Raw genomic sequence first — 14,363 nt, forward strand, 5'->3', positions numbered from 1 at the left:
CCCAATGAATCGTCTATTTAATAAACAATAATGACGAAAAAACACATTGGGTTGAATGTTTACCTCAATGGAGACTATATCAAACATGACTTACGCGCCTGTAACTGACGTACTTGGCGGCAAGCTAGCAGTAGACAGTGAAGTCACTGTACGCGGCTGGATCCGTACACGTCGTGATTCCAAAGCTGGAATCTCTTTCCTTGCCATTTATGACGGCTCTTGTTTCGACCCGATTCAGGCCGTGGTCCCAAATAATCTTAATAATTACGAAAACGAAGTATTAAAGCTAACAACTGGCTGCTCTGTTGAAGTAACAGGTAAGATTGTTGAGTCTCCAGCGTCTGGTCAAGATTTCGAACTAGCAGCAACTGAAGTTAAAGTTGTTGGCTGGGTTGAAGATGCTGAAACATACCCAATGGCGAAAACTCGTCACTCTATCGAGTACCTTCGTGAAGTGGCACACCTTCGTCCACGCACTAACGTCATTGGTGCTGTTGCTCGTGTACGTAACTCTCTTTCTCAAGCGATCCACCGTTTCTACCATGAGCAAGGCTACTTCTGGATGTCTGCTCCACTGATCACGGCTTCAGATGCAGAAGGTGCTGGTGAGATGTTCCGCGTATCTACGCTTGATATGGCGAACCTACCACTCGATGACAAAGGCAATGTGGACTACAACGAAGATTTCTTCGGCAAAGAAACATTCCTAACTGTATCTGGTCAGCTAAACGCAGAAGCCTACGCTTGTGCATTAAGCAAAGTGTACACTTTCGGCCCTACTTTCCGTGCTGAAAACTCAAACACTAGCCGCCACTTAGCCGAGTTCTGGATGGTTGAGCCAGAAGTTGCATTCGCAGAGTTGGATGACGTAGCAAAACTAGCAGAAGACATGCTGAAGTATGTATTCAAAGCGGTACTGGCTGAGCGTCGTGACGACCTTGAGTTCTTTGCTTCTCGTATCGACAAAGATGCGATTACTCGTCTAGAGCAGTTTGTACAATCTGACTTTGCACAAGTGGATTACACTGATGCAATTCAAATCCTTCTAGATTCTGGTCGTGAGTTCGAGTTCCCAGTTGAATGGGGTATCGACATGTCTTCTGAGCATGAGCGTTACCTAGCTGAAGAACACTTCAAAGCGCCTGTTATCGTTAAGAACTACCCGAAAGACATCAAAGCTTTCTACATGCGTCTGAATGATGACGGTAAGACAGTAGCAGCGATGGACGTTCTTGCACCGGGTATCGGTGAAATCATCGGTGGTTCTCAGCGTGAAGAACGTTTAGACGTTCTTGATGCACGTATGGTTGAAATGGGCATCGATCCTGAGCACATGAGTTGGTACCGCGACCTACGTCGTTACGGTACTGTACCTCACGCTGGTTTCGGTCTAGGTTTCGAGCGTCTAGTATCTTACGTAACGGGTATGGGTAACGTGCGTGACGTGATTCCATTCCCACGTACTCCTCGCTCAGCGAACTTCTAATCACTTTTTAGTGATACGTAATTTAAAAGACCTCCCTAGTGGAGGTCTTTTGTCTTTTCTGGCACTCAAACTGGTTAACTTTCTTTTTGATCTGCTTTCAACGCGTACTTTATACCTACAAAACACAGACTAAAGATAACGAATGGAATGATCGCTGCGGTGTACTCAACCCACGCATACTGTGCAAATGATTTGGCCAAGATAAGGTGTGCAAACACAAGCAAGAAAGCACTAAATATCGCCACTATAATCAGTGTTAGTTCATGTTTTACCAACTGCTTTTCCATCATCACTCCTAACTAAAAGGTTGTTATTACGCTGATTAAACCACATTAAGAGAATGGTGAACCGATACAGTTGTTGTGATAAATACCTTAACAGATACTAGTAACTCTCCTATTTTTTGATGTGCCATTAACAGGTATGGAGGTGTTGAGTCGTAAGTAGTCTTGAAACTAGCTGTCACTTGAAAAATTATGTTCCATACTTTCAATGGAATGACGAATTTTTGGAGGAAGTTATGAAAGTTTTTAGAATGGAAGACCTCAACTACAACGGTATAAAAGATAACGTGCACAGTTGGGACCATCCTGAAGCTCCGGATCCCTATTATTGGCGCCCTGATTGGTTACATATTGCGGAAGATGCCTTGGGCTTACACCCGAAACAACCATTGGACGTCAAAGAAGGTCAGACGCCCACAGAAGAAGATGCAAAGAAAGCCATCGTTAAACATCTCAACGAAAATCAAAATTAGCCACTACTGACGACTAAGTGCGTTGATGAAAAGCCTCCTATTGCGGAGGTTTTTCTCTATCTATGAGTTCAATTTTGTGAACTACAGAACCTTTCCTTAAGATTTTTTCGCTTTCTTAAGTTTTCCTTAAGTTACTCACTGCACTATCCACCTCACAAAGACACTGCTGTCCCCTATCAACTAACTGAATGAGTAGGTGAGCATTATGACAAAACTCGCTTTTGCCTCTTTTGCTGGATTACTTTTAATTCACACTTCAGCACATGCATTCACGAATGATCCGTTCGCAGACAGTGATTCTCCAATACAGGCTTCTTCAAACGTTGAGCACACGGTCTACACCACAAACAAAACCAGCGGGTTAGATTTTTCATCAGTGGCAGCGTCAACCTTAGTCGGGTATCTAGATGAAAATAGCGATAGCGACTTCTTACCTAATGCGGTTGCTGCAATCGCTCTTTCGGCAGGGCTACAGTACACAGTCGACACCCAAGTCAACGCTATTTCAGATGTAAAAATAACCCCTTATTTTAATGGTAGCGAAACAGGCATTAGTCTTTCATTTTCATTTCAATGATCACTCTTATTCAGATCCTGATTGAACAAAACTGTTCACTGCATAATCCGGTACTCTCAAACTACTTTCGTAAACAAATTGGTAACACTTTTCTGCTTCATTTCCTGCAAAATACAATGGTCTTTTCATAAGAAAAGCGACCTTTAAGCATTAATCATCAAGCAAGTTAAATTATTTTGAAATTTTCTAAAGACCACTGTTGTCAGCGTTGGTACAGAAAGGTATAAATACGATAAATTTGACTGGTTTTACCCTCCACCTAACTTACATGGATGAGCATTATGTTTGAAAAAGTTGTCGCGGCCCCTGCTGACCCTATTCTTGGTTTGACTGAAGAGTTTAAAAAAGACCCTCGTGCTGAGAAAATTAACCTGGGCGTTGGTATTTACAAAAATGAAGCAGGTCAAACCCCTGTTTTAGCTACCGTTAAAAAAGCAGAAGCAGCTCTACTTGAATCTGAAAAAACAAAATCTTATCTAACTATCGAAGGTACTGCAGAGTACGGTTTGGCAGTACAAAAACTGCTATTCGGTGCAGACTCAGACATCGTGACTAAACAGCTAGCAAAAACAGCTCAGGCGCCGGGCGGTACTGGTGCTCTACGTGTGGCGGGTGAGTTCATCAAACGTCAGCTCGGTAATGTGAAAGTGTGGATCAGTAACCCAACTTGGGCTAACCACAACGGTGTCTTCTCTGCCGCTGGTCTAGAAGTTGCTCAATACTCTTACTATAACGCAGAAGCGAAAGACAAAGATTTCGCTGCTATGGTTGCAGACCTAGAGAAAGCTGCTGCGGGTGACGTTGTACTGTTACACGGATGCTGCCATAACCCTACGGGTATTGATCCAACAGCGGAAGAGTGGGAAACGCTAGCAAAACTTGTGGCTGATAAAGGCCTTCTTCCGATGTTTGACTTTGCATACCAAGGTTTTGCAAAAGGCGTTGAAGAAGATGCTGAAGGTTTACGTATTTTCGCTAAATACAACAGCGAAATTCTAGTCGCAAGCTCGTTCTCTAAAAACTTTGGTTTGTACAACGAGCGTGTTGGTGCATTCACTCTAGTAGCACCTTCATCTGAAGTAGCAGAAACAGCTTTCTCTCAAGTTAAAGCTATCATCCGTTCTATCTACTCTAACCCACCAGCACACGGTGCAGCAGTAGTAACGCACATTCTTAACAACGCTGAACTGCGTGCAGAATGGGAAGCGGAAGTCGCGGAAATGCGTGAACGTATTCAAGAAATGCGCGAACTGTTCGTAGCGACTCTGAAAGAGCAAGGTGTGACAGCAGACTTTAGCTTTATCGAACGTCAAAACGGTATGTTCTCTTTCTCTGGTCTAAACAAAGAGCAAGTAGCTCGTTTGAAAGAAGAGCTAGGCATCTACATCGTAGGCTCTGGCCGTATCAGCGTAGCAGGCATGACGAAGTCAAATATGCTTCCTCTATGCCAAGGTATTAAAGCAGTACTTTAATCCTTATCAGACAAGTAAAAGCCGACCATAGGGTCGGCTTTTTTGTGCAGATTTTTTGAAACTAATAATTGAACTTGACTAGGATACCCGCTTCTCGAATCGATGAGTTTCGCTCACCATCTCGGTAAGAGATGAAACCACCGAGAGCAAACTTCGGATAGAAATAGTAATCACCGCTAAGTGTGTAGATATTTTCGTCCAGCCATTTATTTCTTAGGGTCTCAGCAAACAGTGACGTTTCTAATTTTTCGGTAACAGCGTACCTTAAACCAAGGTCTACGCTATATACAAAGTCTGTTTCTTTATCGCCAGCATCTATTCTCAATGCACCAATTTTACCGTTGGTAACCAAATCCAGTTTATCAGCCAATAACCAGCGATAACCTAAACCAACTCTGAGTAGATAGTGATCAATAGTGACATTATTAGGGTGAACAAACCGAGAACCATAATCGGCACTCCAAAGAAGGTCACTATTATCAAACTTATGGTTTATTCCGATAACTGCTGCACTTGCATTGTCGCCATCAGTTGAATTAGAACGATATGAACCAGAACTGACACTTCCATATGCATAGTCGTACTGAAGCGGAGTCGCTTCAGTTAGCTCATGTGAAAAAACAGATGAAGATAGCAACACCGACGAGATAAGTACTGCCCATTTTTTCATCAACAACTCCTTGAATTTCCTGCCTCACTCAAATTAGCTTAGTCGAATCTGGCAAAAGATTTTGAGATATCGCCTTAGAATCTGCGTTCGAAGGAAAAGTCGTGTACAATTTATATTTTCTTGTGTTGACAGACTCTTACGTTCATTACGTCCACATAACGCATCTTTCAAGGAGCCTATATGGAAGCCGAGCTATCAGAAATTAAAAATTTCCTTAGCCAACACCTCCCTTTCTCTGAGTTACCAGAAGAAACTCTAGAACACATCGCTCACCATATAGAAATTGCTTACTACAGACAGGACACACCGATCATCCATCTTGGCGATCATATCCAAGACCTCTATATGATTCGCAGTGGCACGGTTGAAGTCTATCGACGTAAAGGTGAACTCTATAACCGTTTAACCGAAGGCGGACTGTTCGGCCAGATGGGGTTACTCACCAACAATAAAGTTCGTTTTCCTGTCACCGCAATTGAAGACACGCTCGTTTACTGCATACCAGAATCTGTTTTCCAGTCACTCTATGAAGACCACGATTCTTTTGCAGATTATGTAGAAGTAGAAGATAACGCTCGCCTTCGCCAAGCTGTGTCGAACAGTTCAGAACAAAATGACTTAACCACGTCAAAAGTAAAACGTATTTTGACTGGTGAAGCGCCTTACGTATTTAAAGATGCCACCATACAACAAGCAGCAATCAAAATGGCAGAGGAAAATGACTCTTCGCTATTGGTGATCGACCCTGAAATCCTCGAAGATAACGAAGACGACCAGAGCCCGGTCATCGGCATCGTCACAGAAAAAGACTTATGCCATCGAGTGTTGGCAACGGGTATTGATCATCAAGCACCTATCACTGATGTTATGACGTCAGAAGTCATGTTCTTAGATCACAACGCTTATGTTTATGAAGCGATGTTAATGATGCTTCGTTACAACGTGCATCACCTACCTGTAGTAAAAGACAAAAAGCCGATTGGCATTCTCAACATCACTGACATCATTCGTTACGAGTCCCAAAACTCGCTGTTACTGGTCAGTAGTATATTCCAACAAAACAGCGTCGAAGACTTAGCGACACTATCTAAACAGGTTAAAGATGCTTTTGTCCGGCTTGTAAATGAGGACGCCAACTCCCATATGGTCGGTACGGCAATGTCGACCATTGGTCGCAGTTTTAAACAACGTATTTTGGAGCTGGCGGAAGAGACTTTTGGCCCTCCCCTATTCCTTATTGCTTCTTGGCACTTGGCTCGATGGGAAGGGATGAACAACTCGTCGTGACCGATCAGGATAACGCCATCATTCTAGACGATAGCTACAACGAAGAAGCCCACGGCGAGTATTTTGCCAATCTAGCCAAGTTTGTGTGTGATGCTTTGGACCAGTGCGGTTACAGCTATTGTACTGGTGATATTATGGCGACCAATCCAATGTGGCGAATGACTCGTCAGGAATGGGAAGCATGCTTTGCAGATTGGATAGACAATCCGAACCCTAAAGCATTGCTGAATGCTTCCATATTCTTCGATTTAGACGGTGTTTATGGTCGTTTAAAGTGGGCAGAAATGCTCAATGGCTTCATCGTTCGGCGCGCACGCAGGAACAATCGCTTTTTGGCTTGTTTGGCACGTAATGCATTAAACCGTACGCCACCTCTCGGCTTCTTCAAGAGTTTTGTCATGGAGAAAGATGGCCGTCACAACAACTCTATCAACCTTAAGCGACGCGGTACCGCCCCTCTTGCGGATTTAATACGTGTACACGCATTAGCTGTCGGTTCTCGTGCCAAAAACTCATTTGAACGTCTCGACAACGTTATCGACGCAGGTATTTTGCCTAAAGGCAGAGGTGAAGACTTACGTGATGCACTTGAGTTCATCTCTATGGTTCGTATTCGCCACCAAGCGTTTGATGTAGAGAACGATATCGAAGCGGATAACAATATCGAACCTGAGAATCTTTCTGAATTTGAAAGACGTAACTTAAAAGATGCCTTCCAGATTCTAAGTAACGCTCAGAACTTCTTGAAATACCGCTATCAGGCCAGTAACAACTTTAAATAAGGGACACCATGAAACGTCTGTTTCAGGCGCCAAGTATTGACTGGCCCTACAAATATCAAAGTAAAAGGAACGTAGTGACTCACCCGTTGCTGCAAAGCTTTTACCAATCAGAAATGACCGATGGAAATACGCCGATTGGAGATATTGAATTCATCGCAATGGACTTCGAGACCACAGGGTTGGATTCCGATAAAGACGATATCATCACCATTGGTATTGTGCCTTTTACTCTTAACCGCATTTATCTCAATCGAGCAAAGCACTGGATAGTGCGCCCAAGACAAAAACTGGATGAGAATTCAGTAGTAATACATGGCATCACTCACAGTGACATCATCGATGCTCCAGATCTGTCTGAGATTATGGCTGAAGTGCTCGCCGAGTTGTCAGGTAAAATTATGGTGGTTCATTATCGACACATCGAACGTGAATTTCTCGATAAAGCTTTAAAGCTCAGAATCGGAGAAGGCATCGAATTCCCCGTTGTGGATACTATGGAAATTGAATCGCTGATTCAGAAAAGAACCACCAACGGATTATGGAATAAATTAAGAGGTAGGAAACCAGAGTCGGTTCGCCTTGGGCAATCAAGAACTCGCTATGGCCTGCCCGCTTACACGCCTCACCACGCCCTGACAGACGCTGTCGCTACCGCAGAACTGTTCCAAGCCCAGATTGCTTATCATTACAACCCACTCCTAACTATCAGGACACTTTGGCGTTAATGTATGGACTGATGTTTGTTGTTTGCGATAACAAACAAGCACAAAAAAGCCGACTTTTCAGTCGGCTTTTGCTTTAGGTTGTGTCACTTAACGTTTAAAGGTTTCAGTACGTAAACCCATCACTAAGCTGACACACATCAGCAATAGTACAAACGTAAATGGTAATGCAGTTGAAATCGCCCCAGCTTGCAGCGCTTGTACCGCTTCTGTACCACCAATCCAAAGCAATGCAATCGCAATCAGGCCTTCCATCATTGCCCAGAACACGCGTTGAGCGACAGGAGAGTCAAGCTTACCACCAGCGGTAATACTATCGATAACCAATGAGCCTGAATCTGAAGAGGTAATAAAGAATACCAATACCAGAATAACCGCAATCATCGACAACACAGTACCGTAAGGTAGGCTATCAAACATCTGGAACATAGCCAGAGAAACATCTGTTAAGCCATGCGAACCGAGCTCACCAACTTTGTCGACAACTTGTTCAACAGCCAAACCACCAAATACAGACATCCAAATCAGAGTAACTACAGTTGGAACAATCAGAACCGCAGTAATAAATTCACGAATTGTACGGCCTCGAGATACGCGTGCGATAAACATACCTACAAATGGTGACCATGAAATCCACCAAGCCCAGTAGAACACAGTCCAGCCTTGGAACCACGCTTCGTCTGAACGACCGTGCGGATTACTTAGCGGAAGAATGTTTTCAATGTATGACATTAACGTGGTTGGAATCGAGGCAAATGTAACGGCGTAGCCAATCAGTGCTACTAGTATCAGTAGCAGGAACGCAACAACCATGTTGATGTTAGAAATAACTTTAACACCACCATCAATACCGCGGATAACAGAAATAGTCGCCAACAGTGTTACCACGATAATGACCGTTACCTGTAGCCCAATACCAGCGTCGATACCAAACACATGGTGAATACCACTCGCGGCTTGCTGTGCACCAAGACCTAACGACGTTGCAAGACCAAACAGAGTCGCAATTACCGCCAGAATATCCACAATGTGCCCTGCCCAACCCCATGCTCGATCACCGAGTATTGGGTAAAAGATAGAACGAATAGAAAGCGGCAGCCCCTTGTTATAACAGAAGAACGCTAGAGACAGAGCCACAACACCGTAGATCGCCCAAGGGTGTAAACCCCAGTGGAACATGGTTGCACCCAGTGCAAGCTTAGCTGCTTCTGGTGAATTAGCCGCGACACCAAGTGGTGTCTCGTACCATCCGGTAAAATAAGCAACAGGCTCAGCCACACTCCAGAACATCAAGCCTATACCCATACCCGCTGCAAATAGCATAGAGAGCCATGAGATAAAGGAATGATCTGCCACAGCATCATCACCACCCAAACGAATTTTACCGTATGGAGAGACAATTAGAGCCAAGCAGAAAAGAACAAAAATGTTACCTGCCCAAATAAATAGCCAGTCAAATGATCCAATGATCTGCCACTTCAGACCGTCCAATGCGGATTTAGCTGTATCTGCGTCAACAAATAAAATCGTCAATAAAAAGAGTAATATTAAGCCGGCGCTTATACCAAATACAGAGTTGTGGACATCAAATCCCCACTTCTGAACGTTGTCTTGACCTACCGTATAGTCGGTACTGTCAATACTGTATTTATCAATACCTTTTGTCATTTGTCCTCTCTTTGAATCAATCTAAATTGAACTCAAATAACTATGAGTAAGAAGTAAGTTCTTACTGAAGTCACAAAAATTACTTTGTACTCATAACTATTAACTCAACAATAAGAGGCCTATATTGTACACATGCCCATTTACAAATCTACAAACAGCTTAAAATAAACACAATATTAATATGAAATCACGTTTGAACGACCAATGTTTCACCGCAAAACGCACAACTAATCGTTTGTGCACGAAACATTATTGCATTTTAAGCCACTTCTACATTGCCTCTTTGTAGAGATAAAAAGTATGACGTCTATGCTTTTCAATAACGTCTAACTGCGGTATTGTCGCGCTAGAAAATTACACCGCTTTTACTGGGTAGCTAACCGTGGAAAAACATGAAGAAGTTCTAGTGGCAATTCGCCAAATCATCAGAGCCATCGATCTACACTCTAAGAAGCTTAGCAAAGATGCAGGCTTAACGGGGCCACAACTTATTCTTATGCGTGCGATTCAAGAGTTAGGCGAAGTCACAATCCGAGAACTCTCCAAGCACACCAATATGAGTCAAGCCACTGCCACAACCATACTTGATCGTCTTGAGCGAAACGGTTACGTACAGCGTATTCGTAGCGTCGAAGATAAGCGGAAGGTTCATGCCCATCTCACCGAAACCGGAAAAGTATTGTTGGCCCAAGCTCCAGCACCGCTGCAAGAGAGCTTTGTTAAGCGTTTTCAAACCTTGGCAGATTGGGAACAAAGCTTATTACTCTCTTCCGTTCAAAGACTTTCTTCAATGATGAATGCGGAAAACATCGATGTCGCACCACTACTTGAAATCGGTAGTATCACTAAGAATGAAGAATAGATGATTTGATGAAAAAAGGTTGGGATATCCCAACCTTTTTTATTTTTAATTACAGACAATTAAGTACGGTTATTCCAACAGACCGTGTTGCACCGCGTACTTAGCCAGTTCCGCAGTTGAGTGAATATCCAGCTTATGTTTGATATTTTGTCGATGCGTTTCAACGGTGCGATAACTAATGCTTAGTAGCGACGCAATTTTCTTACTACTACAACCTTGAGCAACCAGCTTCAAAACGGCTTCTTCCCTACGACTCAGAGGGTTAGGCTTATTCGCAGTAGGAGTAATCTCTCCAGTGAACAGAGTTTGGGTGACCGATTCGCAAAAATAGGTAGAACCTTGATTCACCGTTTTGATCGCCTGAACCATCTTAGAAGCTGAAATTTCTTTGAGCATATAACCCACGGCTCCTGCCTGCATCACTTTCATTATGTATTCGCGATTGTCATGCATAGTCAGCATCAGCACCTTTGCATCGGGTACTTCTTCTTTGATTAAGCGAGTCGCATCAATGCCATTCATTATCGGCATGCTGACGTCCATCAATATAACGTCCGGCTGGTGTTGTTTCACCACATCCAACGCTTCAAGACCGTTACTTGCAGTGGCGACAACTTGAATTTCTGGCTCCAATTCAAGACGCGCCATAAAACCTTCCAGTACCACCTGATGGTCATCGACAATGACAACTCTAATTGGTTTTTCCATACACTAATCCATCCAATCGCAATAACACGGTAATCTCTGTGCCAAAACCAGCCTCACTGATTAACTCAAACTCACCGCCAATAAACTCGACTCGCTCACGCATATTACGTAAACCTATGCCTCGTTTGTTAAGTGCTTCTTTAACGTTAAAACCAATACCATCATCCCTCACCATCAACTGAAGCATATTACCCATTTGATGGAGAATCACCGTTACCTTCTTCGCTTGTGAGTGTTTGCGAATATTATTTAGAGACTCCTGCACAACACGATATAAGGTTGTTGCCGCTTCTGACTTCAATTTCTCTGGTTTGGTATCAAACAAGGTCTCGATTTGAATACTTGAGTGCGCCTGAAAATCTTCCAGTAGTGTCACAAGCGCGGCTTGCAAACCAATATCGTCCAATGCGCTGGGGCGTAAATTGTGCGAAATACGCCGGACTTCATTAATTGCTGTCATCAACGATTGCTGCGCTTTTTCAACATGCAAAACTAAGGCATCTCCTTGCAGTTTATGATCGAGCAGCTCTAAATGACATTTACTCGATACCAGTAACTGGTTGATGCCATCATGAAGTTCACGTGCCAAATGTTTCTTTTCATCTTCCTGAAACATCACTGTTTTGTGTGCCAGTTCTTTTAAGTTCTTATCCGCAAGACGATGTTCATGAAGGTTAATCGCCAGCGTTAGCACAATAATCACGGCCACTGTCACGGCCAGAATCACCATCACTGAGAAGAAGGTTGTCTCAATATTCTTATTTATCGCTGATTGCATCGACGCGACTTCTTGTCTTACGTCTTCAATATAAAGGCCAGTGCCAACCATCCATTGCCACTTATCCAGCCAAGCTACATAGCTAAGTTTAGGTACAATCTCTTTGGTTGAGGGCTTTTGCCATAAATACTGATGAAAACCGCCGCCTGACTGAGCCTGAAAAAGCAGTGCTTCAATCAAGAAGTCTCCTTCTTTATCCTGCAAGCGCAGTAAATCCTGGCCGATTAATTCTGGTTGGATTGGGTGAACTAAATTGACACCTTTACCATCGTAGGCAAAAAAGTATCCGTCAGAGCCATAACGAAGCTTAGTCAAAATGGCCTTCACTTCTTCTTGCGCTTGTTCTGTGGTTAAAGAATCGTTGTTATAGATATGAGCAATCGAATCCAGTGCGAGGTCCACACTGTCTTTAAGCGCTGTTTCACGCGCTTTGATTAAATTGATGCGAAAAATTTCGACTTCACGCTGACCGAGTGTTTTCGCCTGATGAATAGAGATCCAACTAATACTTGCTGTCACAAGCAGCAGGGGCAATAACGTCAGCAGTATCAGTTTGGCTTTTAGAGGCATTCCGTTTCCCAAAGATCTCTATGCAAAAATAAAAACAGCTTACTGGCCGTCGATAGTTCGACAATCAGTAAGCTGCAATACTTTAGCAACTTCTAAGGTGTGTTTGACCAAATCGTTATACAACCAAGAATTGGATCACATTCCGTAGAATTCAGGGAAGACTAAAATCGATACCAACACCAGTATTTGAATCGCAATAAATGGCATTACACCTCGATAAATATCCATAGTGGTGACCGATTTCGGGGCAACCCCTTTTAAATAGAACAGACTAAAACCAAATGGCGGAGTTAAGAAAGATGTCTGCAAGTTCATCGCAACTAAGATACCAAACCACGTCATTTCAATACCAAGTGTGCTCGCAACAGGCGCCAAAATCGGCACTATGATGAAACAGATTTCGACGAAATCGATAAAGAAGCCGAGAATCAAAATGACAATCATTGTCGCAATGAGGAAACCCCACTTGTCACCGGGAATCGCTAACATCCACTCTTCGACTAAAATGTCGCCCCCAGTGTAGGTAAACGCCATTGAGAACGCAGTCGCACCAAGCAAAATTGCGAATACCATTGCAGTCACGTTTACGGTCTCTTTAGATGCTTCGTAAACCATCTTCCAGCTAAATTGACCATAAAGCATCGCAAGAATAAGAGCACCAGCACCACCCAATGCGGCAGACTCAGTTGGAGTGGCAACACCCGCAAAAATGGAACCAAGAACCACGATAATCAGTGCTAGTGGCGGTATCACTGCTTTTAAAGCAGTAATCACTTCTTCTCTACGGGAAATCGAATCATCTCGACCAATAGGCATGGCTGCTTCTGGGTTCAATTTTGAGTAAATCAAAATGTAAACGATATAAGCGCCAACCAAGACCAAACCCGGCCACAATGCCGCTTGGAATAAGTCGCCGACAGGGACACCTAATACATCACCTAGCAAGATCAAAACGATCGAAGGTGGAATAATTTGCCCCAGCGTTCCCGACGCACAAATCGTTCCGCACGCAAGGCCTTTGTCATAATTGTATTTAAGCATAACAGGCAATGAGATAAGCCCCATAGCCACCACTGATGCACCAACAACACCGGTTGATGCGGCAAGTAGAGCACCCACTAGCACGGTTGAAATGGCAATACCACCACGCACGCCACCAAACAGGCGTCCCATAGATTCCAGCAACTGCTCAGCTAAGCGTGTTTTTTGCAGTACCAAACCCATAAATACAAACAGCGGCACGGCCATCAACACGGTGTTTTGCATGATGGATTGAATTCGATATGGCATAAAAGCAAACATTTCGATGCCTTCCGCCCATACCCCAAATATCAGTGCGATTCCTCCGAAGGTAAAAGCAACGGGGAAACCTAAAAGTAGTGCAAACAGCGCTACAAAGAACATCACGATTCCGATCATTGTTTTTTCCTTTTACTTCGAATCTTTAAAGTTGGTATGCAAAAGCTGTGGGTTCACGATTCGGTTCAGCGAGTGCAGAATCATGCCGATACCACTCATTGCCATGAAGAAGAACGCCACTGAAATTAGGCTTTTAATGATCCATCGATAAGGTAAACCGCCCGGATCACCTGAGGTTTCCCCAAGTTCATAACTCTCTTTGGCATAATCAATACCGAAGTAAGCCACCAGTAGGCAGAATGGTAGTAGCAGGATAAGAGTGCCTAATAGATCGATGACCGCTTGCGCTTTGTTCGACAGTTGCTCGTAGAAGATGTCGACTCGAACATGACCACCCGCTTTTAGCGCATAAGGAATACCAAGCATGAACACGGCAGAGAACAGGTGCCATTCGAGCTCTTGAAAGGCAATAGATACGTCATTAAACGCGTATCGCATGACAACGTCGTAAACCACGTTCGCCACAAGCAGTACGAATAGAATGCTGGATAACCAACCAAGAAAATCGCTAATACGATTAAACAGTCTTTCGATATAGATGAGACTTCTCATTCCCGACTCCATGGAATTTGCAAATATGCTCCGCTTAACCCAGTGAATCCGGA

At 43.6% G+C, this 14,363-nt stretch carries 13 protein-coding genes and 1 pseudogene; 7 read left to right on the forward strand and 7 right to left on the reverse strand.

Annotated elements, in window-relative coordinates; genetic code table 11:
• Window positions 1-85 precede the first annotated feature (85 nt).
• Window positions 86-1,486, forward strand: coding sequence for an asparagine--tRNA ligase (gene asnS, locus P4S58_RS08020; RefSeq protein WP_042487642.1), 1,401 nt, complete (start codon window positions 86-88; stop codon window positions 1,484-1,486).
• 74 nt (window positions 1,487-1,560) lie between these two features.
• Here the strand turns inward: asnS and P4S58_RS08025 are convergent, their stop codons facing one another.
• The gene (locus tag P4S58_RS08025; RefSeq protein ID WP_102953092.1) at window positions 1,561-1,773 is read right to left on the reverse strand and encodes a hypothetical protein; all 213 of its coding nucleotides are present in this window, start codon (window positions 1,771-1,773) and stop codon (window positions 1,561-1,563) included.
• 233 nt (window positions 1,774-2,006) lie between these two features.
• Between P4S58_RS08025 and P4S58_RS08030 the strand changes: the two genes are divergently transcribed.
• The 3 genes from P4S58_RS08030 (at window position 2,007) to P4S58_RS08040 (ending at window position 4,292) form a co-directional block, all read left to right on the forward strand.
• Window positions 2,007-2,243, forward strand: a complete 237-nt coding sequence (locus P4S58_RS08030) for a hypothetical protein (RefSeq protein ID WP_042487649.1) — start codon at window positions 2,007-2,009, stop codon at window positions 2,241-2,243.
• 205 nt (window positions 2,244-2,448) lie between these two features.
• Window positions 2,449-2,820, forward strand: coding sequence for a hypothetical protein (locus P4S58_RS08035; RefSeq protein WP_337163511.1), 372 nt, complete (start codon window positions 2,449-2,451; stop codon window positions 2,818-2,820).
• A gap of 281 nt (window positions 2,821-3,101) precedes the next feature.
• Window positions 3,102-4,292, forward strand: a complete 1,191-nt coding sequence (locus tag P4S58_RS08040; RefSeq protein WP_042487656.1) for an amino acid aminotransferase — start codon at window positions 3,102-3,104, stop codon at window positions 4,290-4,292.
• Window positions 4,293-4,353: 61 nt separating this feature from the next.
• Here P4S58_RS08040 and P4S58_RS08045 read toward each other — a convergent pair whose 3' ends face one another.
• The gene (locus P4S58_RS08045; RefSeq protein WP_102963376.1) at window positions 4,354-4,962 is read right to left on the reverse strand and encodes an Ail and OmpX; all 609 of its coding nucleotides are present in this window, start codon (window positions 4,960-4,962) and stop codon (window positions 4,354-4,356) included.
• 180 nt (window positions 4,963-5,142) lie between these two features.
• Between P4S58_RS08045 and P4S58_RS08050 the strand changes: the two are divergent.
• Window positions 5,143-7,031 (forward strand): annotated as a pseudogene (locus P4S58_RS08050) (DUF294 nucleotidyltransferase-like domain-containing protein).
• Between the two features lie 8 nt (window positions 7,032-7,039).
• Window positions 7,040-7,756 (forward strand): 3'-5' exonuclease, encoded by a 717-nt coding sequence (locus P4S58_RS08055; protein WP_102968205.1) that lies wholly within the window; start codon window positions 7,040-7,042, stop codon window positions 7,754-7,756.
• Between the two features lie 87 nt (window positions 7,757-7,843).
• Here P4S58_RS08055 and P4S58_RS08060 read toward each other — a convergent pair whose 3' ends face one another.
• Window positions 7,844-9,421 (reverse strand): BCCT family transporter, encoded by a 1,578-nt coding sequence (locus tag P4S58_RS08060; protein WP_102965914.1) that lies wholly within the window; start codon window positions 9,419-9,421, stop codon window positions 7,844-7,846.
• A 382-nt stretch (window positions 9,422-9,803) separates the two neighbouring features.
• On the opposite strand from P4S58_RS08060, the gene P4S58_RS08065 reads away from it, so the two are divergent.
• Complete coding sequence (locus P4S58_RS08065) at window positions 9,804-10,283, forward strand: MarR family winged helix-turn-helix transcriptional regulator (RefSeq protein WP_042487668.1); 480 nt, start codon at window positions 9,804-9,806, stop codon at window positions 10,281-10,283.
• A gap of 69 nt (window positions 10,284-10,352) precedes the next feature.
• Here P4S58_RS08065 and P4S58_RS08070 read toward each other — a convergent pair whose 3' ends face one another.
• The 4 genes from P4S58_RS08070 to P4S58_RS08085 all read right to left on the reverse strand — a co-directional run bounded on the left by P4S58_RS08070 (window position 10,353) and on the right by P4S58_RS08085 (window position 14,310).
• Window positions 10,353-10,991 carry a response regulator gene (locus tag P4S58_RS08070; protein ID WP_042487670.1) on the reverse strand — a complete coding sequence of 213 codons (639 nt, stop codon included), beginning with the start codon at window positions 10,989-10,991 and terminating at the stop codon, window positions 10,353-10,355.
• Complete coding sequence (locus tag P4S58_RS08075; protein ID WP_042487673.1) at window positions 10,975-12,339, reverse strand: cache domain-containing protein; 1,365 nt, start codon at window positions 12,337-12,339, stop codon at window positions 10,975-10,977. Before P4S58_RS08075 ends, P4S58_RS08070 begins: the two co-directional genes overlap by 17 nt.
• Before the next feature lie 135 nt (window positions 12,340-12,474).
• Window positions 12,475-13,758 carry a TRAP transporter large permease gene (locus tag P4S58_RS08080; protein ID WP_042487676.1) on the reverse strand — a complete coding sequence of 428 codons (1,284 nt, stop codon included), beginning with the start codon at window positions 13,756-13,758 and terminating at the stop codon, window positions 12,475-12,477.
• 12 nt (window positions 13,759-13,770) lie between these two features.
• Complete coding sequence (locus P4S58_RS08085; RefSeq protein WP_042487680.1) at window positions 13,771-14,310, reverse strand: TRAP transporter small permease subunit; 540 nt, start codon at window positions 14,308-14,310, stop codon at window positions 13,771-13,773.
• Window positions 14,311-14,363 lie beyond the last annotated feature (53 nt).

Source organism: Vibrio sp. Hal054, assembly GCF_037162405.1.
Lineage (GTDB): Bacteria > Pseudomonadota > Gammaproteobacteria > Enterobacterales > Vibrionaceae > Vibrio > Vibrio diazotrophicus.

What these genes read in the sequence shown, in the direction of transcription:
- asnS (WP_042487642.1), top strand. Translation starts at nt 86, where the DNA reads ATGACTTACGCGCCTGTAACTGACGTACTTGGCGGCAAGCTAGCAGTA.
- P4S58_RS08025 (WP_102953092.1), bottom strand. Translation starts at nt 1,773, where the DNA reads ATGGAAAAGCAGTTGGTAAAACATGAACTAACACTGATTATAGTGGCG.
- P4S58_RS08030 (WP_042487649.1), top strand. Translation starts at nt 2,007, where the DNA reads ATGAAAGTTTTTAGAATGGAAGACCTCAACTACAACGGTATAAAAGAT.
- P4S58_RS08035 (WP_337163511.1), top strand. Translation starts at nt 2,449, where the DNA reads ATGACAAAACTCGCTTTTGCCTCTTTTGCTGGATTACTTTTAATTCAC.
- P4S58_RS08040 (WP_042487656.1), top strand. Translation starts at nt 3,102, where the DNA reads ATGTTTGAAAAAGTTGTCGCGGCCCCTGCTGACCCTATTCTTGGTTTG.
- P4S58_RS08045 (WP_102963376.1), bottom strand. Translation starts at nt 4,962, where the DNA reads ATGAAAAAATGGGCAGTACTTATCTCGTCGGTGTTGCTATCTTCATCT.
- P4S58_RS08055 (WP_102968205.1), top strand. Translation starts at nt 7,040, where the DNA reads ATGAAACGTCTGTTTCAGGCGCCAAGTATTGACTGGCCCTACAAATAT.
- P4S58_RS08060 (WP_102965914.1), bottom strand. Translation starts at nt 9,421, where the DNA reads ATGACAAAAGGTATTGATAAATACAGTATTGACAGTACCGACTATACG.
- P4S58_RS08070 (WP_042487670.1), bottom strand. Translation starts at nt 10,991, where the DNA reads ATGGAAAAACCAATTAGAGTTGTCATTGTCGATGACCATCAGGTGGTA.
- P4S58_RS08075 (WP_042487673.1), bottom strand. Translation starts at nt 12,339, where the DNA reads ATGCCTCTAAAAGCCAAACTGATACTGCTGACGTTATTGCCCCTGCTG.
- P4S58_RS08080 (WP_042487676.1), bottom strand. Translation starts at nt 13,758, where the DNA reads ATGATCGGAATCGTGATGTTCTTTGTAGCGCTGTTTGCACTACTTTTA.
- P4S58_RS08085 (WP_042487680.1), bottom strand. Translation starts at nt 14,310, where the DNA reads ATGAGAAGTCTCATCTATATCGAAAGACTGTTTAATCGTATTAGCGAT.